The 20,021-nt window shown below is 62.5% G+C and carries 18 protein-coding genes; 13 read left to right on the top strand and 5 right to left on the bottom strand.

What is annotated here, in order from left to right; all coding sequences use genetic code 11:
- The first annotated feature begins 5 nt into the window (after nucleotides 1-5).
- From AAFG07_RS26535 to AAFG07_RS26500, 8 genes are all read left to right on the top strand, one after another.
- Complete coding sequence (locus AAFG07_RS26535; protein ID WP_224924353.1) at nucleotides 6-644, top strand: methyltransferase; 639 nt, start codon at nucleotides 6-8, stop codon at nucleotides 642-644.
- Between the two features lie 6 nt (nucleotides 645-650).
- The gene (locus AAFG07_RS26530) at nucleotides 651-1,124 is read left to right on the top strand and encodes a hypothetical protein (protein ID WP_342722780.1); all 474 of its coding nucleotides are present in this window, start codon (nucleotides 651-653) and stop codon (nucleotides 1,122-1,124) included.
- An 8-nt stretch (nucleotides 1,125-1,132) separates the two neighbouring features.
- Entirely contained in the window at nucleotides 1,133-2,551 is a 1,419-nt protein-coding gene (locus AAFG07_RS26525) for a pilus assembly protein TadG-related protein (RefSeq protein WP_342722779.1), read from the top strand.
- On the top strand, nucleotides 2,551-2,961 hold the full coding sequence (locus tag AAFG07_RS26520) for a TadE family protein (protein ID WP_342722778.1): 411 nt from the start codon (nucleotides 2,551-2,553) through the stop codon (nucleotides 2,959-2,961). The genes AAFG07_RS26525 and AAFG07_RS26520 overlap by 1 nt, the downstream gene beginning before the upstream one ends.
- Before the next feature lie 413 nt (nucleotides 2,962-3,374).
- A complete protein-coding gene (locus tag AAFG07_RS26515) occupies nucleotides 3,375-5,036 on the top strand; it encodes a type II and III secretion system protein family protein (protein ID WP_342722777.1) in 1,662 nt (553 codons plus the stop codon).
- Nucleotides 5,037-5,048: 12 nt separating this feature from the next.
- Complete coding sequence (locus tag AAFG07_RS26510) at nucleotides 5,049-5,447, top strand: hypothetical protein (RefSeq protein WP_342722776.1); 399 nt, start codon at nucleotides 5,049-5,051, stop codon at nucleotides 5,445-5,447.
- 207 nt (nucleotides 5,448-5,654) lie between these two features.
- The gene (locus AAFG07_RS26505; RefSeq protein WP_342722775.1) at nucleotides 5,655-6,155 is read left to right on the top strand and encodes a tetratricopeptide repeat protein; all 501 of its coding nucleotides are present in this window, start codon (nucleotides 5,655-5,657) and stop codon (nucleotides 6,153-6,155) included.
- A gap of 239 nt (nucleotides 6,156-6,394) precedes the next feature.
- Nucleotides 6,395-7,591 (top strand): glycosyltransferase family 87 protein, encoded by a 1,197-nt coding sequence (locus AAFG07_RS26500; protein ID WP_342722774.1) that lies wholly within the window; start codon nucleotides 6,395-6,397, stop codon nucleotides 7,589-7,591.
- 57 nt (nucleotides 7,592-7,648) lie between these two features.
- Here AAFG07_RS26500 and AAFG07_RS26495 read toward each other — a convergent pair whose 3' ends face one another.
- From AAFG07_RS26495 to AAFG07_RS26485, 3 genes are all read right to left on the bottom strand, one after another.
- Nucleotides 7,649-8,740, bottom strand: a complete 1,092-nt coding sequence (locus tag AAFG07_RS26495; protein WP_342722773.1) for an acyltransferase — start codon at nucleotides 8,738-8,740, stop codon at nucleotides 7,649-7,651.
- Between the two features lie 357 nt (nucleotides 8,741-9,097).
- Entirely contained in the window at nucleotides 9,098-10,240 is a 1,143-nt protein-coding gene (locus AAFG07_RS26490; protein WP_342722772.1) for a hypothetical protein, read from the bottom strand.
- Nucleotides 10,241-10,501: 261 nt separating this feature from the next.
- Nucleotides 10,502-10,768 (bottom strand): hypothetical protein, encoded by a 267-nt coding sequence (locus AAFG07_RS26485; RefSeq protein WP_173642050.1) that lies wholly within the window; start codon nucleotides 10,766-10,768, stop codon nucleotides 10,502-10,504.
- Between the two features lie 341 nt (nucleotides 10,769-11,109).
- Here AAFG07_RS26485 and dinB point away from each other — a divergent pair, with 341 nt between their 5' ends.
- From dinB to AAFG07_RS26460, 5 genes are all read left to right on the top strand, one after another.
- Nucleotides 11,110-12,357: a DNA polymerase IV gene (dinB, locus tag AAFG07_RS26480; protein ID WP_342722771.1), complete on the top strand. Its 1,248-nt coding sequence runs from the start codon at nucleotides 11,110-11,112 to the stop codon at nucleotides 12,355-12,357.
- Nucleotides 12,358-12,471: 114 nt separating this feature from the next.
- The gene (locus tag AAFG07_RS26475) at nucleotides 12,472-12,681 is read left to right on the top strand and encodes a hypothetical protein (RefSeq protein ID WP_342722770.1); all 210 of its coding nucleotides are present in this window, start codon (nucleotides 12,472-12,474) and stop codon (nucleotides 12,679-12,681) included.
- 341 nt (nucleotides 12,682-13,022) lie between these two features.
- Nucleotides 13,023-14,615 (top strand): polysaccharide biosynthesis/export family protein, encoded by a 1,593-nt coding sequence (locus AAFG07_RS26470; RefSeq protein ID WP_342722769.1) that lies wholly within the window; start codon nucleotides 13,023-13,025, stop codon nucleotides 14,613-14,615.
- Between the two features lie 218 nt (nucleotides 14,616-14,833).
- Nucleotides 14,834-16,102 (top strand): GNAT family N-acetyltransferase, encoded by a 1,269-nt coding sequence (locus AAFG07_RS26465; protein WP_342722768.1) that lies wholly within the window; start codon nucleotides 14,834-14,836, stop codon nucleotides 16,100-16,102.
- Between the two features lie 20 nt (nucleotides 16,103-16,122).
- Nucleotides 16,123-17,367, top strand: a complete 1,245-nt coding sequence (locus tag AAFG07_RS26460) for a hypothetical protein (protein WP_342722767.1) — start codon at nucleotides 16,123-16,125, stop codon at nucleotides 17,365-17,367.
- Nucleotides 17,368-17,414: 47 nt separating this feature from the next.
- Here AAFG07_RS26460 and AAFG07_RS26455 read toward each other — a convergent pair whose 3' ends face one another.
- Nucleotides 17,415-18,749, bottom strand: a complete 1,335-nt coding sequence (locus AAFG07_RS26455) for a hypothetical protein (RefSeq protein WP_342722766.1) — start codon at nucleotides 18,747-18,749, stop codon at nucleotides 17,415-17,417.
- A complete protein-coding gene (locus AAFG07_RS26450) occupies nucleotides 18,749-20,017 on the bottom strand; it encodes a glycosyltransferase family 4 protein (RefSeq protein WP_342722765.1) in 1,269 nt (422 codons plus the stop codon). Before AAFG07_RS26450 ends, AAFG07_RS26455 begins: the two co-directional genes overlap by 1 nt.
- Nucleotides 20,018-20,021: the final 4 nt, after the last annotated feature.

The following is a 20,021-nucleotide window of genomic DNA, read 5'->3' as shown; positions in this document are numbered from 1 at the left end:
GTGCAATGAGCCTTTCGACGAACCTGGCCTACGATCGGCTCACCCGAATGCTGGGCAGCGCCTGGTTCCTCCTGCTGGCGCTTGCCGTGTCATTCAAGCTCGCGACACCGGCGGGGGAGCCGTGGCCGTCGCTCGTATCGAACTTCTTTGTCGCGGTGTTCTACCTGATGCTGGCGCTCCTGATCCTGATCCGGGGGCCTGCAAAGGCGCAGGCCGAAGGGTTGCTGCCGAGGATCGCCGCGTTCGTCGGCACATACTGGCCGTGGACGATCACGTTTTTCGAGAAGACCGAAGGCACATTGCCGAATCTGTTATCCACGGCTTTCGTGCTGACCGGCATGATCATGATCCTCGTCACTGTCCGCCATCTCGGACGGTCGTTCAGCCTGGTGCCGCAGGCGCGTTCGGTGGTGCAGACCGGGCCGTACCGGTGGATCAAGCACCCGCTCTACCTATCGGAAGAGATCGTGTTCGTCGGCGTTGTGTTGCAGCATCTGAGCTGGATGACCGTCGCCTTGCTGTTCCTGCATATCTGCATCCAGGTCTGGCGAATTCATTACGAAGAAGACGTGCTTCGGCGCACTCTTCCTGAATATTCCAGCTACGAGGCCTCGCGCTGGAGATTGATTCCCTATGTCTGGTGAGTTGCCATGCAGAGCTGGACGAGGCGTGTGAGCGGCAAGCGTTCCCTGATCGCGGATCAACGCGGCGCCGTCGCGTTCGAGATGCTGTTCGTCTTCCTTTTCCTGTTCCTGGTTATTCTGCTGCCGCTTGCCGACCTGGCGTTGGCCGGCTTTCAATACATCCAGGCGTCCGCGGCGCTGCGCGGGTTCGGGCAATTGATCCAGTACTCGCCGCCGGGCGACGTCACGAACGCGTCCAGTTGGGCATCGGCGGCGCTCGCCAAGGCCGATTCCCGATATCCGATCCCCAGCATCACGCTGATTTGCGGCGACAGCAACGCCGTCTGCGATTCATCGAACTCAGATCCCTCCCAGCCGAAGTACTACGTGTATTCAACAACGATCACGTTCGCACCGATGGTGTTGAGGTCGGCAATTTGCACCAGCACCAATACCAATCCTTGTTCGTTCACGCTGACCTATTCGGAGCGGTTTCAATGAGGTGTTCCATGCGTGACATGCTCCATTGCCGTCGAGGTTCGGCCGCGTTTGCAACCGTTCTCGCGCTGATCCCGTTGATCGGAATGATGGCACTCGGCGGCGAGGCCGGGTCGTGGTACGCCACCCAGCAGCGCGCCCAGGGGGCGGCTGATGCGGCGGCCTATTCGGGGGCCCTGCGGGTGGCGTGCGGCAGCGCGGCGCAGCCTGGTGTAACCTGCAACAATTCACAACCATACGATTATCGCGGCAAGCAGGCCGCAGCTCAGAATACGTTCTGCAATTCCGGTGACACCGGCTATCCCGGCTCCAGATGTGTGACGACGAGCGGCGTCACGCAGAACGTCCAGATTGCTTCCCTGACGTCGTGGAACGGGACCGCGGGAACTTACGTCCAGGCCACCGTCAGCCAGCAGCAACCGGCCTATCTGGCTCAGGTGCTTGGCATGTCGACGGTCAACATCGCCGCGACGGCGGTCGCCAGAGTTGACAGTTTGTCGAAGCCCCCATGCGTTCTGGCAATCACGGGCTCTGTTACCTTCCAGGGCGCCGCTACCGTCACATCGCCAACCTGCGGTATTTCGTCGAACAGCCCCGCGTCAAACGCGATCGGTTTCATCGGCAATGCCGGTATTTCGGTGAACGCCCCGAGCTATACGGTCGGCGGCTGCTCCCAGACAGGCGGAACTCAATGCACAGGTGTGCAAACCTATCAGCAACCCATTCCTAATCCACTGAGTGCATTGGATACGGCAATCTCATCGCTAAAAACGTCTGATTTCCCTGATGGTGTCTGCCCGGTACCGTCCACCAATACACCTCTGCCGTCGTACGGATCTCCCAAAAAATGTTACTATGACCTGTCCTCGAGTGTGTCTGGCGCGTTCACGTCGTTTAATAACGGCACGTACACTTTGAGCGGCATCTACTTCTTCGCTGATGGCGCGCTTGCCATCAAGGGCAACGCCAGCATAACGACCCCGTCCCCCGCAACAGCCACGCTAGTATTGTTGCCCCCGAAGTTTATGAGCCCCTCAGATAAGGGCGCGACGCTCACTGTGTCGGGCACCCCAACGATTCAGCTCAACGCGCCCTCAACCGTATCCTCGACTCAGGTGCCCGCTCCATTAGCGTCATCGACCGTGTTGAAGCTGATGGCTGATCTTCTCATCTACGATCCCGAAGCCTGGTCGAAAAATGGCATCAACGTGACGGGCAACGCCAATAGCTATTTCAATGGCACAGTTTACGTACCCAATACTCCCGTCACGTACGGAGGCAACAGCGCGCAGATTGCCCCCAATCCAGGTTGCTATCAGGTCATAGCCTATGCTGTATCCTTCCAAGGCAGTACGACCCTGGACAATTCCAAATGCAAGTCAGATACGGCGGCAACGCCTAACGTTCAAACCGTGCGCTTGGTGCAGTGATGAAAGGGCTCGACCAGCGCGGGGCGGCGGCTTTCGAGTTTTGTCTCGTCGCCGTGCCCTTGTTCACCCTGATCTTCGCCATCTTTGATTTCGGGCGCTACACGATCACGATGCAGTCGTTGCGCATCCTCGCCGATGCTGCCGCTCGAGCGAACATGATCACCTGCTATTCGCCCGCTGTGCTGGCGTCCAATTCACCGTCCACCTGTACCGGAGACTATTTGACGACCACACAGAAGCAGACAACTGCGCCCTTCCTGTATGGCGCCGGTCTCACGCCTACGGTGACCACGACCGCGGGGACCTCTGCGCTGACGGTGACCGTGTCCCTGACAGGCTTCGCCCCGCTGATGCCGATATGGGGCACGTCCCTAAACTCGCCGAGCGCATCGACCCAGATTCCCTTCTGAGCAGACCCGAATCGTTTGCGGGCTGATTGGACTGTCCGGAGCCCGGCGGCCGGCGGGGCTGCGTCGGCAGGTCGGACATACCCCAACCGGGCTATGGAAGTGGTGCGCGCTGGCAACATCGGGGAGTTTTCTCCGGGGTTGCAGGAGCCGGGCGGACCTCTTTCCTTGCAATCAAGGCGCGCGGCGGGGGATGATCCGGAAGCCGCCATTTGCGGCCCGGCGGGTGGGGATGAACTCGGACTGAGCTGCGTTTTTGGTTCGGTTCGGCACGCCGGGGCATGAGAATTCGCAAGTAACTATTTGTAGTCGGACAGACTGTAAGCTCTACGGCGTGATGGACGAACTGGAGTGATCGGGACGCCGAGGCCGTAGGTTTACGGGGGTCGTCGCGGAGGCGCGGCGAAGGGGATGGCATGATGGGAAGTCGCGTTTCGGATGGTGCGGGACGTAGGCTGGTCGCCTTCAGCGCGATGGCGCTTGGCGCCGCTGTCACCCTGTTTCATTCCACCGATCCCGTAGCGGCCGCCGAGCGGCGGGCGCCGCCGTCGTCCAGCGGCGTCTTCGTCAGCGAGATGAGCGACGTCCAGCGCGTCAGGGTGACCATCAACAAGTCGCGGACGTTCAGGGTCGACACGGCGTTTTCGTCGATCGTCGCGGGTTCGCCTGACATCGCCGACGTGAAGTCGCTGAGCGACCACCTGATCTACGTCCAGGGCAAGAAGACCGGCACCACCAACGTCATCCTGTTCGACAGCTCGATGAAGCAGATCGGCATCCTCGATGTCGAAGTGAGCCTCGATATCGGCAATCTGCAGCAGAACATCCAGGAGGGCACCGGTACCCGAGGCATTCGGGTGTCGGCATCCCAAGGTCAGGTGGTGCTGAGCGGCTTGGCTGCCGATGCGGTCGTCGCGGAGCGCGCGATGACGATTGCCAAGGGCAGCGTTCCCGAGGGCGGTATCGTGGTCAATGCGATGAGCGTTGCGGCACCGCAGCAGGTGATGCTCGAGGTGCGCTTCCTCGAGGTCAACCGGCAGGCGGGGCGTGACCTCGGCGTGAACCTTATGGCGGCCAACGCCAATGGAACCAATATCGGCATTTCGGGAGCGGGCGGCGTCGTAGCCGCTGGCCGAAATCCCATTGGCGGTATCAATACCAACAATGGCGCCTTTGGTGCCGGGGGCGGTCAAGTCGGTGCCCCTCCCACAGGTAGCCTTCCTGTGCTTGGAACGCTGGGTACGCTTGTCGGCGCTGCCGGTGGCGTATCTCCGGCTCCGTTCGGAAGCCTGTTGACCAGCATCTTGAGGACCAGCAACGGCAGTTCGGTGGACCTCCTGATTACTGCCCTGGAAACCAAAGGACTAGCCCGCCGACTGGCGGAGCCGAATCTGACCACGCTCTCCGGTGATGCTGCGCGCTTCCTGGCCGGCGGCGAATTTCCGGTGCCGGTCCCGACCCAATCGACCAATGGCTTTCCGACCGTGTCGATCGAGTACAAGAAGTTCGGTGTCGAGCTGGCCTTCGTGCCGACCGTGCTCTCGCGCGGCTTGATCAATCTCCGCGTCGAGCCTTCGGTGAGCGAACTCGACTTCACCAATACGGTCACGATTCAGGGCACCAGCGTTCCGTCGCTGACCCGGCGCGACGCGCGCACCACGGTTGAATTGCGCGATGGCCAGAGCTTTGCCATCGCCGGCCTGCTGCAGACGAAAAACCAGCAGGACATTTCGCAACTGCCCTGGATCGGCTCGGTGCCGGTGCTTGGGGCGTTGTTCAGCAGCAAGTCCTACCAGCAGCAGGAAACCGACCTGGTCATCATCGTGACGCCGCGCCTCGTCGCGCCGGCGGTGCCCGGCCAGCAACTGGCATCGCCGCTCGATTCCCGCCTGCCGGCCAACGACGTCGATTTCTTCCTCAACGGCCAGATGGAAGTTCGCAAGCGGTACGACGACTACGTCAATTCCGGCGGCGAGGTGAAGGGACCCTATGGCCACATCATCGCGCCCAATGCGGTCGTACCCGCTCCGCCGCCGACCGTTGGTGCGAACCAGCCGGTCGTGAAGACCCTGAACTAGAGGAGGCGAGGGATGACGATCAGATATCTGGCTTTGCTCGCTCCCGTTCTGCTCGGCGGCTGCTACGGCGTTTACGGGCATGACGAGATGGACCGCTACGTCCAGCGTTCCGACACCATCACGATGAGTGCCGGCAACGCCAAGGAGGTCAACGCCGTCACCCACACGATCCACCCATGGCCGGCCTATGTCGGCGATCGCAGGATCGCGTATGACGCGCGGCGGACGGGTGAGGCGGTGAAGCGTTACGGCACCACGTCGCGGCCGGTCGATCAGCTTCCGGACATGGGCGCTCCGACCACAGCGATGGGCCAGGCGCCGCCGGTCACCACAATTCAGAATGTCAATACAACCGGATTGGGCGCGGGGACCGGTGGCTCGGTGGCCGTCGGGGTAGGCGGCGGCAGGTAATCCTTGCAGCGTCGGCCAGATGCCGGGGCAGGGACTCTGAACGGGAATACGACGTTGGTTTCTGGCGCTGACCTTATGTTTCGGTCGTGCCGTCCGTTTTTCGTAGGTAGTTTCGAGATGATGTTTCGAATGGGGCAAGAGATGCGCTGGACTTGGGGAACGGGGCGAGCATTGCATCGTCTCGCGCCAGCGTTGATCTGTTGCTGCTTGGCGACAGGCCTTGCCGGCTGTGACTACACGACGCGCGAAGCCGCGATCGTCGCTCCGGTGGATCCGCCAGGCGGTGATCCCGTGCAGGAGCCGACCGACGTCAAATACTATCCCTCCGACGAGCCGGTGCGGATGGGGCTCGAGCAGTACAACCGCGGCAACTACGGGATCTCCCAGCGCTATTTCAAGGATGCGGTCGAGAAGGCGCCCAAGGACGTCACGGCCTGGGTCGGGCTTGCCGCGAGCTATGACAAATTGCGCCGCTTCGATCTCGCCGATCAGGCCTACGCGCAGGCGATCCGGCTTGGCGGCGAGACCGTCCAGATCCTCAACGATCAGGGCTATTCCCTCATGCTGCGCGGCAATCTGAACGGCGCGCGGCGCAAGTTCGAGAAGGCGTATTCGCTCGATCCGGGCAACCCGGTCATCGCCAACAATCTCGAACTTCTCAACGGCAGCCGGAAGTTCATCGAAAGGCCGCCGAACAATCAGCCGTAGGCTGACAGCCGCACGGCGGTCGCCCGATTTTCATGATGATTCCTGACCCCGGGTAGCGCGGATCACGGCAACATCGGCTTTGCCTATGTGAGCGATTGCTGAGGACCGCACCTCGGGATGCCGCAGGAACTGTCCTCAAAGTCTGCAGGGCTCTCCGTTAACTAACGGGCCCCCAATCCGTTGCTGCGCCAGAAAGTGCAATGGTAGATTGCGGTCTTTGACGAGATCGCGCGATTTTCATGACCTGGGTTATTTCGCACGAGGACGGCGAGGATAGAGCGCAGGCGATTGCCTGTCTCGTCCTGCTCAGTATGACGATACTGGCTTTGGCCCTGATGTTTATCAGTGGAGCCGGTCATCCAGGTATCGACTTCTCATGTTTTTGGGCCGCCGGCTCCATGGCTCTAAAGGGCCATGCTGCGACCGCCTATGATTGGGGCCAACTGCGTCAGATGCTCGTTCAGATGCAGCCGGCGGATCATGCGCCGTATTCCTACGACCAAATGCCGGTTCCGTTCTTCTATCCTCCGGTGTTTTTTCTGGTTCTGGCGCCCTTGGCGCTGTTGCCCTTTACAGCTGCCTTCTGGATCTGGAGCGCGGCAAAGCTGCTTTGCTGGCTGTTGGTGGTCTACTCCATTCGGCCGCGTTCAGGCGCGCTGCTGCTGGCATTGGCGGCACCGCCCGTCGTCTACGATTTTCTTTCCGGCCAAAGCTCGCTGCTTGCGGCAGCGCTGCTGGGGGGCGCCCTGCTGCTATTGGACAGGCGCCCGATCATCAGTGGTTTCTTGATCGCGCTTCTCATCTTCAAGCCTCAATATGGCGTTCTTCTCCCCCTCGTACTGATCGCCACTGGACGTTGGAGTGTTGTCGTAACGGCCTCCCTGATGGCGTCCGCTCTGCTGCTGCTGTCCGGGACCATCTTCGGCTGGGATACGTTCACGGGATTTCGTGAAGCAGCGACCTTCGCGACGACGCAGTTCCATCTCACCGGCGCGCTGCCGTGGTACAAGCTGCAGAGCATCTATGGCCTGTTTCGCCTTGCCGGCTTTGGCTACGGGGTGGCCATGTCGCTGCAGATCCTTGTCGCGTCGGCCTGCGCGGTCTGGGTGCTGATCACGTGGCGGCGCGATGTAAGCTTCGCCGTCAAGGCCGCCTGCCTGCTTGCGGCAACGCCTCTGATTTCCCCTTACTTCGCCATCTACGATATGCAGGTCCTGGTCGTCGCGCTGGTCTTCCTCATGAGCGATGACCGGATCACGCTGCCATCAAGGCGGTCCTTCCGATTCGGCGTCGGCATTATCTTCGTGCTGGGATATGTGTTCCCGATCGCGCTTGTGCCCGTGGGTCCGTTCATGTGCGCCACATTGATCGCGGTGATCTGGATGAGATTGCGGCAACTCGACGCCAGCGGGACAATTCCGGTTCGTGCTTCCTGATCCGGATCGGGTCGTCAACGGTATACGGCGCTTCGCCGGTTGGCATCCGATAGTTGTCTAAGACGCTCGCGTCACCACCGGCCTCCAAGCAATTGGCGATCCTCGAAGCATGGCGGAAATCGACCGCTCGACGGTTCGGTAGAACAAGAGGCCGAATAGGTTCGAGAGCAGCAGCGCCAGCAACACGAAGAAGACCGCAGTCACCGGCGTGATCGGGAACGCCATTTTCAGTGCTGCGACGATGAAGATGTGGAACAGGTACGTGCTGTACGATGCGTCGCCCATTGCCTCGGCAGCGGCTTCAAACCCCCCACCCGATACGGGCGCAGCGAATGCGCACGCCGCAACAGCCAATGCGCCAGCTATCCAGACCGAGATGACTTCCGGGAAGGGCAAACGCGGCGGGATCCGCAAAACGATGTTCACGAGGATCTGTGTCGCAAGTAGCGCCGCCGCAACCAATAGCGGATAGCGGACAACAAAATGGTCGGCGAAGTTTCGTTTCAGCACGCCGATAGCCATGCCAACCAAGAACAGCAAGATGATCGGATCGGAGAAAAATGTGAATACGGTCTGAGCCGGCGTATTGTCGGAGAGGGGTTTTACCGATGCTCCCCCGGCGACAATCACACAAAACAGCAAAAACAGTCCGATCAAACCGATCCGTCGAGGCAAGACCAAAGCGATGGCGAACAAGGCATAGAAGGACATCTCGTAGTTGAGCGTCCAGCCCTGTCCGAGCACCGGCTGCATGTCGACACCGAGACCATTGGGATAAGGGATGAAGGTCAGCGAACTGACAAGTTCCGCTGCTGAAGGCTTTCGAGAGAGCGGAGAAACCTGATAGAGCGCGAACGCAGTAAGCGTGGCGATCCAATAGGCTGGCACGATCCGGACAAGCCTGCGTCCGGCAAAACGTAGCGCGTTATGCAAGCTGCCGAAATCATCGTAAGAAATGGTAACCATGATGAACCCGCTGATGACAAAGAATGTCGTCACCCCAAGTCCACCAATGCTGAAGCCTACAGGTCTAAACCACTCGGGCAGAATGTGATGATCGACGATAACCTCCAGAGCATGGCTTAGGACGACCAGCGAGGCGGCGATTCCGCGTAACGCCTGGATGTGATGGTTTCTCGAGATGATCATGAGTTTTGCCTCGCATCCGGAACCCGCCGCTCTGAACAGCCTGGTTTCTGGCAACACGGAACGGACATGCGGAGACACTATGCCCCCAGTCGCGTTGCTCGATGCGAGCCCATAGGAGGTAGTACTTCGGAGCCGTTGTGCACGGTCATCTCCGGAAAGCAGTTAGCTCGGCGCGGCACGGCGCTCGTGCAAAGCAATTCCTGCGGCTCGCGCGCGGTTACCGATGCGGTCGACGGCAGCCGATCCACCCATTCACAGAAATGAATCCCAAGGGCGGTCTCTTCATTCCGAACGATCGTGAAACTTACTGAAGCGTCCATGTTCGCCCAAGCGGGAGCGAACACCGGGAGGAGGCCACTAGTTCGCCATCAGCACGGCATCGACGCGACGGCTGCTTCGTGCGCTGATGATGATCGCACCGTTGCGGATTGCAAATCTCGCGCCGACCAGTCGTGGCGCCTTCTCCGTCAGCGGCGACGGCAACGGAATCATTCCGCCGCTGACGGGATCGCCGACGTTGATCGGCGGTCCGGCGCCGGCGGCCGAAGGGGCCGCCTTGATGTATTCCCTGATCAGCTGAATCTCGTCTCGCGAGAGGTTGAGCGCAGTTTGCTCGCTGCCGGCATCGGAGGCCTTCTTGTCTGCCTCAAGCCTGTCCTGCGCCTCCTGTTGCGCGGCCTCGCGTTTTGCGGCGTCCTGCTCGAGCCGTGTGAGACGATCTCTCAGCGGGACCAGCTCCCGTCGCAGCGCAGCGTTGTCCGACTTCAGCGAAGTGATCTGGCCGAGCGCAATCGCTGCGGCAACGCACGCGACGACCGAGATCAGGCTGAGGCACGCAATGGCCAGCCCCGACATTCCGACGCCCTTGGCCGTTTTCCGATCCGGCACGTCGCCCTCGGAACGCCGCCGCCGCGCCCGGGTAAATCCGGGCATGCCGGTGCCGAGGAGTTTTACGAGTCGCGAGAACCGGGAATCGTCTCGGTCCGTCTCGTGAATGGAGCCAAATGCCGGCTCGGGGATGATCGAGGCGCGCGCGGGCAGGTCGGGTGCTGCCGTTGCGCGGCTTGCGCCCAAACTCGTGCGATCGGCAAGGCCTGCTTCCATCACGCGAGGGATTTGCCGATCAATCACGTCGGGCCGTTCGACAACAGCATCGCTGATCGCATCGCGCCGGTCGGCAGCGACGGTCTCCCCGGGCTCAGCTTGTCGTTCGCTGGGCTCCGGTTCGCCGACCTCTTGCTCGCCGAGCTCCTGCTCGCTGAGTTCCTGTTCGACCCGGGATGCTTCTAGCTCGCGCCATAGCGCAAGGCCCGAGCCCGTGATCTGCAGCCCGGCCTCATTGATCGAAGCCCATCCGGATTGGAAGACGTCGGCGTCGCCAAGCTCCGACGATCGCTTCAGCTTCGTGGCTGCATCGCCCGCGGCGATCATGCGCTTGACTTCGCGGCTGACCTCTTCAAGCGGAATCCGTTGCTCGGGTCTTGCGGCGAGCACGCTCAAGATCGCCAGATTGAATCTCATGTGGCGCCTCTCGATGCTCCGGCAACCGGTCGTGCAGCCGCTCCGCTCCCGTGCCGGCGATGTGCGAACCGCAGACGAGGCCAAAGCGGATCAATCATGCCGGCGCGGACGTCCGTCACTCGGAGAGCCAGGCAAGTGTAGCGGCTCCATCTGAGGCAAACAATGCGCCTTCCGGCGCACGACAGGTGGATAAGTCTGCCTGCGAACGAGACGCGTCGGGATCACATCCGCTGAAGCGCCTCAGAGGAACTCGCGAAGCCTGGAGAGCTCGATCACGTGCTCGGGCGACAGCACCTCCGGCACCAGGGGCGGCTGCGACGTGGTCCGGATCTCGTAGAGATGCCGGGTCTTCTCGGGCTTGCCCATGAAGTCCCGGATGCATTGGTCGAGCGTTCCGTTGACGATCATATAGGGCGCGCGATCCTCTCGCCTGGAATTGCCGAGAGAAGGCCATTTGTAAAGCGAGGCCGCGGCCTGGAAGTCCACCTGATGAGAGTGGTCGGTCATGCCTTGATCTCTACCCGAAAAAGCCTGTTCGTCAAACAACGCCGGCTCATGAGCGAACTGGCGCAGCGGGACGCGAGAGCCGTGCGTTGTCGCGCTCGCCCTCGGCAGAGAATGCCCGTGGACGTCGAGCGACCTGCCAACTGCCTTGCGGTGATTCCTTCGACAGCGACCGGCAGCCCGCATCGATGCTTGGCACGACAACGCTCCCAGCGTTCGCCGGGAGACCGCCAGCGCCGGCGGCCATTCCTGGTCGACTGGAATTTGTTCTTGTTTTGTTCTAGTGCCCATTGTAGCGTCCAGGAACGCGCAGTTCTGGTCAGGTCAGGGATGAACGGGTTGAGATGGCAGAAGCAGCCACAATCCTTCACGCGGACCTGGATGCGTTTTACGCGTCGGTCGAGCAGCTGCTTGAGCCGTCTCTGCAAGGCAAGCCGATCGCCGTCGGAGGCGGGGTTGTGCTTGCTGCGTCCTATGAGGCCAAGGCCTTCGGGGTATATGGCGGCATGTCGGGACGGGAAGCTCGCCGGCTTTGCCCGCAACTGATTTTCGTCGGCGGCCACTTCAGCGATTACCAACGGCTGGGTGACGCAGCCATCAAGGTGATCGGCGACTTCACCCCGCTCGTCGAGCGCATTTCGATCGACGAGGCGTTTGCCGACGTTGCCGGCTGCACGCATCTGTTCGGAACGCCCGCCGAGATAGCCGCGGCGATCCGGCGGCGTGTGCGCACTGAGCTCGGCCTTGCGATCTCGGTGGGCGTCGCGCGCACCAAGCATCTGGCAAAGATCGCCTCGCAGGTTGCAAAGCCCGACGGGCTTGTCGTCGTCGATCCCGACGCCGAGCTCGGATTCCTGCACGAACTGCCGGTTGAGTTGATGTGGGGAGTAGGGCCGGTCACCAAGACACGGCTGGACGCGATCGGCGTCTCGACGATCGGTCAACTCGCCAAATTGTCGGAGCAGTCGCTGACGCGGCTGCTCGGTCCGGCGGCGGGCGAGAAACTCGCCGCACTGGCCTGGAATCGCGATCCGCGACAACTCACGCCGCATCGGCGCGCGCGATCGGCAGGAGCACAATCGGCGCTTGGCCGAAAGCCCGCGATCGAGCAGGTCATTCGGCCGACGCTGCTTCATCTCGCCGACCGCGTCGCCACGCGGCTTCGGGCAAAATCCCGGCCCGGACGAACCGTGACGGTGCGCGTTCGCTTCGCCGACCTGAAATCGGTGACACGCTCGATGACGCTCGATGCGCCCGTGTGTACGACGGTGATCCTCGCCAGCCTCGCCGAGAAGCTGGTGCGCGCCACGCTTGCTGATCACCCAAGCGAGAAAACCATCTCGCTGCTGGCGATCTCGGTGTCGCATCTCGAGGAGCATTGGGATCTTGCGCTCGAGCTCCCGCTCGGACTGGCCGATCAAGCGCTTCGCCCTGGAAGTCCGATCGGGATGGCGCGCTGGGCCGCGGACTGTGCCATCGACAAGGTCCGCGATCGTTTCGGCTGGGATGCGATCGGATACGGTTCGGCGGCGCTGGAGGTCGTTCGTTCGGTGCCCGACGATTTCCGCAAGCTGGCCGAGAAGGACCTCTAGCTTTTCGCCGATTCACCGGCTTGTCGTTGCATTAAGAAAAGGCAATCCGGAATCGCGGGCTTGTGAGTGGTGGCGTGGCATCCCCGGTCTATCCTGAGCATGCGGAGGATAGCCATGAAATTCAGCTCCGAACTGATCCAGACGATGCGCGATGCGTTGGAGACGGTGATGGCAAGCGTGCCGGCCGATCAATCCGTGTTCGGTCTCAAGGCGGCCGTTGCCGAATCCATCTTGCGGGCGGCGGCGCACGGCCAGACATCGTTCGACGGGCTCGTGGCGTCGGCATCCGATCAGCTGCAATCGATCATCTCGATGCTGAGCTAGCAGACCAGGTCGCACCTCGGCGCCATTGATGGCTCCCGCGCAGCCTACGATGAACAGAGGTCGTTGCTCAAACAACGTCATATCGGTTCCCGTCCCACGAGTTGGTCGTCCGCTTGGGGCAAGCGGTCATTCGCTCAAAAGGGGTGCCCACAATGGGATAGTTGTGCGTCCTCCGCCCAGGCGTCACGATAGCGGTGTCTTTGCTCGTGATAGTGCTGTTTTTGGCGCCACGCTCGCATTCAGCGACCTGGCCGCCATCAACGAACGCGAAAGCCGCGTGTATGGTTGTGCAAGATAAGTCCGAGCCGACCCGGCTCGTGCCGCTCCGCTCTCGAAGGAGAATGACAGCTGTCCTTGCCATCGTCAGCCTCGCCGTGGTGGGGGTGGCTGCGGGCAAGAACTGGGGAGCCGTCGAGATATTCTCGCATGCTGTGACGCAGAAGGCGTTTGCTGCGCTCGGTACACGGTCCGACAAGCCGTCTCCGACGCCAGCACAGGTGGCTGCGGTCACGACGTCGGATTCGCCGAGCGCGCCGCCGATGACGGCGGTCGTAGCGAGCGACACCCCTGCTTCCGCGATCGCTGAACGCTCCAAGATGCTCAGCCCGGCGCGGGACGCGCAGGCCGGAGACCTGTGCGCCATCGGCGACAAGCTCACGATCGCGTTCTACGAGCGCGTCGACGCCGAGGAGGACAAGTGGGGGCGGTCGTCGAGCTCGGCCCTGCGCGGTCTCGTGCAGCGTCCGGAGCTGAGCGGCCCATACACGGTTCAGGAGGACGGCACGATTTCGGTACCCTTGCTTGGCACCATTCGGGTTGCCGACCGGTCAACCCAGCAGGTTCGTACCGATTTGGCGGAAAGCTTCGATCGGTTGCTCGGCCGCAAGGGAGTGGTCAACATTCTGTCGAACGAGCGTTCGCCGATCTACGTGCTGGGGCCTGTCAAGAATCCCGGCTCGTACAAATTCGTATCCGGCATGACGGTGCTGCACGCAATGGCGCTGGCGGGCGGGCTCGACCGGGGCTCCTCGGAGCCGTGGCAGAAGATCGAAGCGGTACGGGAAATCCTGAAACGGAGTGCGTCGGCTGATGCGATGCTGAAGCTGCTGGCGCGCGCAGCGGTGCTGAAGGCCGAACGCGACGGCGCCGAACCCAAGATTCCGCTTCGGCTGATCGAACTGGTGGGAGCGACCGAAGCCGCCAACCTGGTCCGCGAACAGGGGGATCGGCGCAAAACCATCGCCACCGCCCGCACGAACCGCGAGCGCGCGCTTCAGACCGCGCTGGAATCGGCCAAGCAGGATGTTGTTGTGTATGGTCGCTTGGAATCGCTCGACGAGCTCGTCAAGCTGCGCCAGGAGCGGGTCAACAGCATGCGCGCGCTCGCGGATCGCAATGTCATCAGCGCAACGGTCTTGAATCAGGTTCAGAGCGAATTGACCGATGCGGAGCAGCGTCGGCGAGACGCGCTCAATCAGTACGCGACGGCCAAACAGCGCCTTGCGACGCTTGAGGCCGAAGGATTTCGGATCCAGGCCGATGTCAGGAACGACCTGGAGCTTGAGATCGAGGCCATCGAACGCCAGCTCGCGGATAATGAGCGCGACTTCAACATGAGCGAAGGCGTCCTCAGCACGCTGCCCGCGACCCGTGCCCAGTTCACGAAAGAGGCAAGCCGGATCACCTATCAGGTCGTGCGGCAAACGCCGACCGGGCCGGTGGGTATCGAGTCTCTCGGGATGACCGTGCTGCAACCAGGCGATCTCGTGAACATCATCGTAAACGACGGCGACGCGAAGACCCAGGCAAATTCGACCCAGGCCAATTCGCCAGCCCCAGCTGCGGCACCAGCCGATCGGCCGTCCGTTGGGCGAGCGACCAACCGGCAGGAGATCGGCCGAGCGGTTGCGGATCAGGCGACCGGTCCGAATTGATGCCCGGCGGGACATCACCCGGCGCAGCGTTCCGCCTGAAATCCCCGTCGGATATCCCGGAGGGCTACCCCCATCTAGGAGGGTCTCGTCTGCCATGGGTAGCCAGGGATAACACCTTCACATCCCGCACCCGGGAGATGAAGGTTTCTGCGGTGAGAACCATTCCGGGCCGTTCTCCGGGATCGCCGCCGTAGCCGCTGGAGTATTGGGATCGACATATGGCAGCAAGTCATGATGTCTCGGTCGTCGAACCGGAACCCGATCGCGCGGCTTCGGTCGAGCAAACCGGGCGCCATGATGCGCCCATCGAGGTCCGCATTGAATCCTTGCAGGACATTGCGAGCCTTGAGAGCTCCTGGAAGGAGCTCGAAGCGCGCGCGACGCATTCGTTCTATCTGTCCTGGCTCTGGGTCGGTACGTGGCTCAAGCATCTGCCGCGCGGTGCACAACCGCATGTTCTGATCGCGCGGATGTCCGGGCGAACCGTCGGGCTGGCGGTCGTTTGCCGGCGGACGGTGTGGAGCTTCGGACCGCACGGTCGGGCGCGCTGGCTGCTCAACGAAACCGGAGACGCTCGCTTCGACCGGCTGTTCATCGAGTATAACGGCATCCTTGCCGAGCGGGCGTTGGCAGCTCCCGTCACGGCGGCATGCCTTGATGCCATTGCGCATAGCTTGAGCGCCTCCGACGAGCTCGTGCTCTCAGGCATCGATCTGGATTTCGAGGGCGTCGCGTCGGGTGTGGCCGGCCGGGCCGGGCTCTTGACCGAAGTGAGGGCAACAGACGTTGCGCGGTGGGTCGACTTCGCCAAGATCGGCGCCAAGAGCGGGAGTTACCGGGCCTCGTTGGGCCGCAGCACACGCCAGGCCATCAACCGCGCCGTGCGGCTGTATGCCGAACGTGGCCCCATCGAGTTTCGAGTGATGGAGACGACATCGGAGGCGCTTGCCGCGTTCGATGTGCTGGCCGGCTTTCATCAATCGCGATGGGGATCCAAGGGATCGTTCGTCAACCCCGGCTTCCGTCCGTTTCATGAAGAACTGATTGCACGCGGAGTCCCTGGCGGTGCCATCCGCATCTCGCGGACGCTGGTTGCAGGACAGACGATCGGCGTGTTGTACAATTTCGTGCACGAGGGCCATGTCCTGAATTACCAGAGTGGCTTTCTCTACGAGCCGGACGGCCGGCTGAAGCCCGGCCTGGTCAGTCATGTGCTGTCGATCGAGGACAGCATGTCGCGCGGTGAGCGCGGCTACGATCTCCTCGCGGGCTTCGCCCGACACAAGTCTCAGCTTGCCAATGCCGAGCACGCAATGACGTGGATCGTACTGGGCGCCGACACCCTGGAGCGCCGCATCGAGGAAAGGCTTCGGCGCGCGAGGCAAGCGCTGGGACGGCTGCTGCGAAAGCAGGCGAGCGGACCAACAGCACCTGTTTCGACCGGAAATGGCGCTGGCTGCTCGGCTCCGGCCGTTCAAGGGCCGTGAACGGCTTCGCCAGACATGGCGTGTCCCGCTGGCTGGGACGGAATCCGGCACAGCAGGCCGTGGCGGGAGATGTCGCTCCGACGGCGGTGGTGCTGGGCGGCGGCACCAACGGCCTGTCAGTCGTGCGCAGTCTGGCCCGGGCGGGGATTCGTCCGGTCGTGGTCGTCGACACCAAGGTCGAGATTGCATCGATGTCGCGATATGCGCGGCGAGCTGTGGTTTCAGGCTTTGAGGGAGAGGGATTCGTCACTGAGCTGCTCCGGCTGCGGGGGGAGATGCCTCACGGTGGCGTATTGTTTTTTGCGGATGACCGTCCGCTTCTGACTGTGTCGCGGTATCGTGACGCCGTGGCCCCGCGGTTCAGCTTCGAGCTGCCGTCGCATCAGCTCCTTGTCGACTTGACCTTGAAGGAGCGATTTTTCCGGCTGGCACAAGACGGCGGCTTTCCGGTTCCAGCAACCCATTTGGTAAGGAGCCGCGGTGACCTCAGCGTCTTGCACGGGCTTCGGCTTCCACTGTGTGTGAAGCCCAACGGCCGTTCTCCCGCCTATGATGCTTCATTTCAGAAGGCCTATCGTGTCGGGACCCTGGCCGACGCGCGAGCGCTCTGCGAGCGGGTGCTGGACGTCGTGGGGGAGGTGATTGTTCAGGAGTGGATCGAGGGTCCGAACGATTCGATCTATTTTTGCCTGTGTTATGTGGGGCCGGGGACGCCGGTCTGCTTTACGGGCCGCAAAGGCCGCTCGTTTCCACCGCAGACTGGCTGGACCGCGAGTTGCTGGGCTGCGCCGGAGGTGGCCCAGGAGCTGGAGCATCTGACGATCCGCTTCTTCCGCTCCGTCGGGCTGACCAACGGCTTTGCCAGCATGGAATACAGGCGCGACGTGCGTGATGGAAGCTTTCGGTTTGTCGAGCCGACCGTTGGCCGAACCGATCTGCAGGTGGAGCTGTCAGCCGTTTGCGGCATCAATCTCTGTCACGTCGCTTATTGCGACGCTGCGCGGCAACCGCGCCCGGTATTGAACCTCGATCCGACCCATGTCTGGCGCGACGAGTTCAGGGATTTCCTCGCGGCGCGAATGCTCGGCACCGATTGCTCCTATCCGCCGAAGCACCGGATTCACAACGCCTACTGGCGCTGGGACGATCCGGCTCCAGCCTTGCTGGAGGTCGCGCAAACCGCAAAGAACGTCCTGCACCGTGCGGCCGCGCGCCTTCTCAAGACCGGAGCGATTTCGACATCCGGGACGAACCGCGCAGGCTGATCGTCTCGGCGATACTCTGCGGATGGCGACGTCTCCAGAAGATCTCCTCAGGTCTGGAACGGGGATGAGGTCGGGCCTTGCAGCACGGGGTCGGTGCCGGCAACCAACTTCGTGGCCGACGTCAACCAGAGGGCTGCGCATACGCCCTCGATGCTGACGGCGAGCGTCCAGCCCACGACCAGGCCCTGAAGGCCACCGAGCCTTGCTCCCAGGATGGCAAGGCATAGCTCCAACAATCCGCCGAGCGCAAACCAGGGAGCTGCCTTGAGCATCCTGTCGGTCAGCCGCGCGAGCGTGCAGGCGTGGAATTTCAGCGTTGATCCAAGCAGGCTGAATCCGAGCAAGCTGAGGCTCGAACCGGCGATCTTGGGATAGGTCGGATTGAAGACTGCCAGGATCTGCTGCGAGTAGGTGAAGATGAAGATGGCGCACGCCAGCGAGAACAGCAGCGATGCCGTCAGCGACACGAGGATGTCGTGCCTGGATTGCTTCGGGCTTGCCCTGACGACGGGAAACAGCACCATCGCCATGGCTGCCGGAATCAAGGAGGCGACCGAGACCAGCATCCATATCGCCACAAACGCGGCATTGGTGGTCGGCGACAGCAGCACCAGCACGAGATACGGCATGACGAGGGCCGGCGTCAGCAATGCGACGTCAAGTGCGTAATGGTCGCGGACCCGGCGGCGGTGCATGTGGAGCAGTTTGAAATCGGGGGCGCCGACGAGATGACGAGCGCCGCCCCTCGTCAAGAGATCGACGCCGATCCAGGACGCCAGCAATCCAGCCACCCAGGTCCAGAGCAGCGCGGTAGGAGAGGTGAAGCCGAGGGCGGCCGCCGCGGCGAGCAGCATCAGCTTGAATATGGCGAACAGGATCAGGCGGATCGTCTTGCTGCTGCTTCGGAGAATGCCGACGAATGCCTGATCGCCCATGATGGTGAGATTGCTGAGGCCGCAGCCGATGACGAAGGCCAGGCCCGCGGACCAATCATCGATCGATCCGGCCGAACCCATGAGGAGTGTCTGCCCGACGAAAAACAACACGGCCAACCCGATCGCCATGGCCGCGCCGACCGAAGCTGCGGCCGTGACAAGCCCGGGTTCCTTGCCGGGATGCCGAACGAGCTCGCCCGTGAGCAAGGTCCCGAGCCCACCCTCGCCGAGCACGGTGACGAGGCTCATCATGGACAGCAGGCCTGAAGCAACGCCCATCGCGTCCGGCGGAAGCAGCCGGGCTGCGAGCCACCAATAGGCAAAACCAAGACCAGCCGTTGCCACCGTCCCGGTCGCCAGCGCGCCGGAATTCATGACGAGGGCGGCGCTCTTCTGCAGTGATTGGTGCAGTCGCGAGATGGCAGCTCGGACGAAGCCTATCGGCATCATGGCCTTCCCGGATCCTGGTAGGCAGCCATCGCGACTGCAGCGGGAGCCGCGCGCATCACATCCCGATAGAGCTGCTCGATCCGGGACACGACGGCTTTGGCCTTGAGGCGTCCCACCCGGGTGAGGCTCGTCGCCTCGAGGCGGGCCAGCAAGGCACGGTCGTCCAGCAGCGCCTGCATCGCGCCGGCGAGGGCCGGCGCGTCGCCGGGCGGTACGAGAAGTCCTGTCTCGCCGTGATCGACCAGATCGGGCATGCCGCCGATATCCGTTGCGACCACGGCCTTGCCGCACGCCATCGCTTCCATGATCACGGTTGCACACGCCTCCGGGCCGGTCGACGGCAACACGCCGAACAGGCACCGCCGCCAGGCGTGCATGATGGCGGAATGCGGCCATGCGCTGAAGCTGCGAACGTTCGGCGGGAACTCGGTCGGCGTATCGGCGAGGCGGCGTCCGATCATGACAAGCGGTGGCGGCCGGTCCAGTCCGGCATAGGCCTTGAGAAGGACGTCGATGCCCTTCAGACGCATCATGTCGCCGACGAACAGAATGAAATCACCGTCCGGCAAATCGCGCAGGCAGGAGTCCTCCGGACCAGGCACTTCGACATCGTCGGGCACGAAGTTGGGGATGACCTCGTAAGGCGCGCTGCCGTGGGTGAGCCCGGTGTGATGGGCGACGGCGTGGCTCACCGCAATGAAGCGATCCACGATACGACGGGCAGCGAAGCTCGATGCCCAGTTGCCGAGGGTGGTCGCGGTCGCTTTCGCTGCGCCATAGTGCCGGGTCGCGCATGGCAGGCACTTTGCCGGCGCCGGCCCGCTGCACAGCTGGACCCCGAGATGCATCAGATTTTTCTTGGCGCAAACCAGACCATAATCGTGCAGCGTCACCACGAAGCGGGCCCCGCTGAGCGCCTTGAGCGGCAGCAAGGATGCATAGATCCAGTTGTGGGCGTGGACGACATCCGGTTTCTCACGGTCGATCAGCCGCTTCAGGCCGAGTGCCAGTTCGGGATCCGGGAAGGGCGGCGCGTGCTGACGCTCGGGATCGGCATGGAGTTTCGACAGGCGCTGCAGCGTGCCGCGCAACCGGTGAACGCGGACGGCTCCGTCCAGCTCGGTCTCCGGCGATCCCTGGCGCATCAACGTCCCAACACTCACGTCGTGGCCGCGCTGCGCCAATGCCGCGCCGAGATTGCGGACATGGCGTTCCTCGCCCCCGATCACCGGGGGATAGAACTGGGACAGCAGCAGGATGCGCATGACC

It is taken from the genome of Bradyrhizobium sp. B097, from assembly GCF_038957035.1.
GTDB lineage: Bacteria > Pseudomonadota > Alphaproteobacteria > Rhizobiales > Xanthobacteraceae > Bradyrhizobium.
This window is presented reverse-complemented; position numbering and strand designations above follow the sequence as displayed.

Coding starts and splice junctions, on each gene's coding strand:
- AAFG07_RS26535 (WP_224924353.1), top strand. CDS start 6: ATGAGCCTTTCGACGAACCTGGCCTACGATCGGCTCACCCGAATGCTG.
- AAFG07_RS26530 (WP_342722780.1), top strand. CDS start 651: ATGCAGAGCTGGACGAGGCGTGTGAGCGGCAAGCGTTCCCTGATCGCG.
- AAFG07_RS26525 (WP_342722779.1), top strand. CDS start 1,133: ATGCGTGACATGCTCCATTGCCGTCGAGGTTCGGCCGCGTTTGCAACC.
- AAFG07_RS26520 (WP_342722778.1), top strand. CDS start 2,551: ATGAAAGGGCTCGACCAGCGCGGGGCGGCGGCTTTCGAGTTTTGTCTC.
- AAFG07_RS26515 (WP_342722777.1), top strand. CDS start 3,375: ATGATGGGAAGTCGCGTTTCGGATGGTGCGGGACGTAGGCTGGTCGCC.
- AAFG07_RS26510 (WP_342722776.1), top strand. CDS start 5,049: ATGACGATCAGATATCTGGCTTTGCTCGCTCCCGTTCTGCTCGGCGGC.
- AAFG07_RS26500 (WP_342722774.1), top strand. CDS start 6,395: ATGACCTGGGTTATTTCGCACGAGGACGGCGAGGATAGAGCGCAGGCG.
- AAFG07_RS26495 (WP_342722773.1), bottom strand. CDS start 8,740: ATGATCATCTCGAGAAACCATCACATCCAGGCGTTACGCGGAATCGCC.
- AAFG07_RS26485 (WP_173642050.1), bottom strand. CDS start 10,768: ATGACCGACCACTCTCATCAGGTGGACTTCCAGGCCGCGGCCTCGCTT.
- dinB (WP_342722771.1), top strand. CDS start 11,110: ATGGCAGAAGCAGCCACAATCCTTCACGCGGACCTGGATGCGTTTTAC.
- AAFG07_RS26475 (WP_342722770.1), top strand. CDS start 12,472: ATGAAATTCAGCTCCGAACTGATCCAGACGATGCGCGATGCGTTGGAG.
- AAFG07_RS26470 (WP_342722769.1), top strand. CDS start 13,023: ATGACAGCTGTCCTTGCCATCGTCAGCCTCGCCGTGGTGGGGGTGGCT.
- AAFG07_RS26465 (WP_342722768.1), top strand. CDS start 14,834: ATGGCAGCAAGTCATGATGTCTCGGTCGTCGAACCGGAACCCGATCGC.
- AAFG07_RS26455 (WP_342722766.1), bottom strand. CDS start 18,749: ATGCCGATAGGCTTCGTCCGAGCTGCCATCTCGCGACTGCACCAATCA.
- AAFG07_RS26450 (WP_342722765.1), bottom strand. CDS start 20,017: ATGCGCATCCTGCTGCTGTCCCAGTTCTATCCCCCGGTGATCGGGGGC.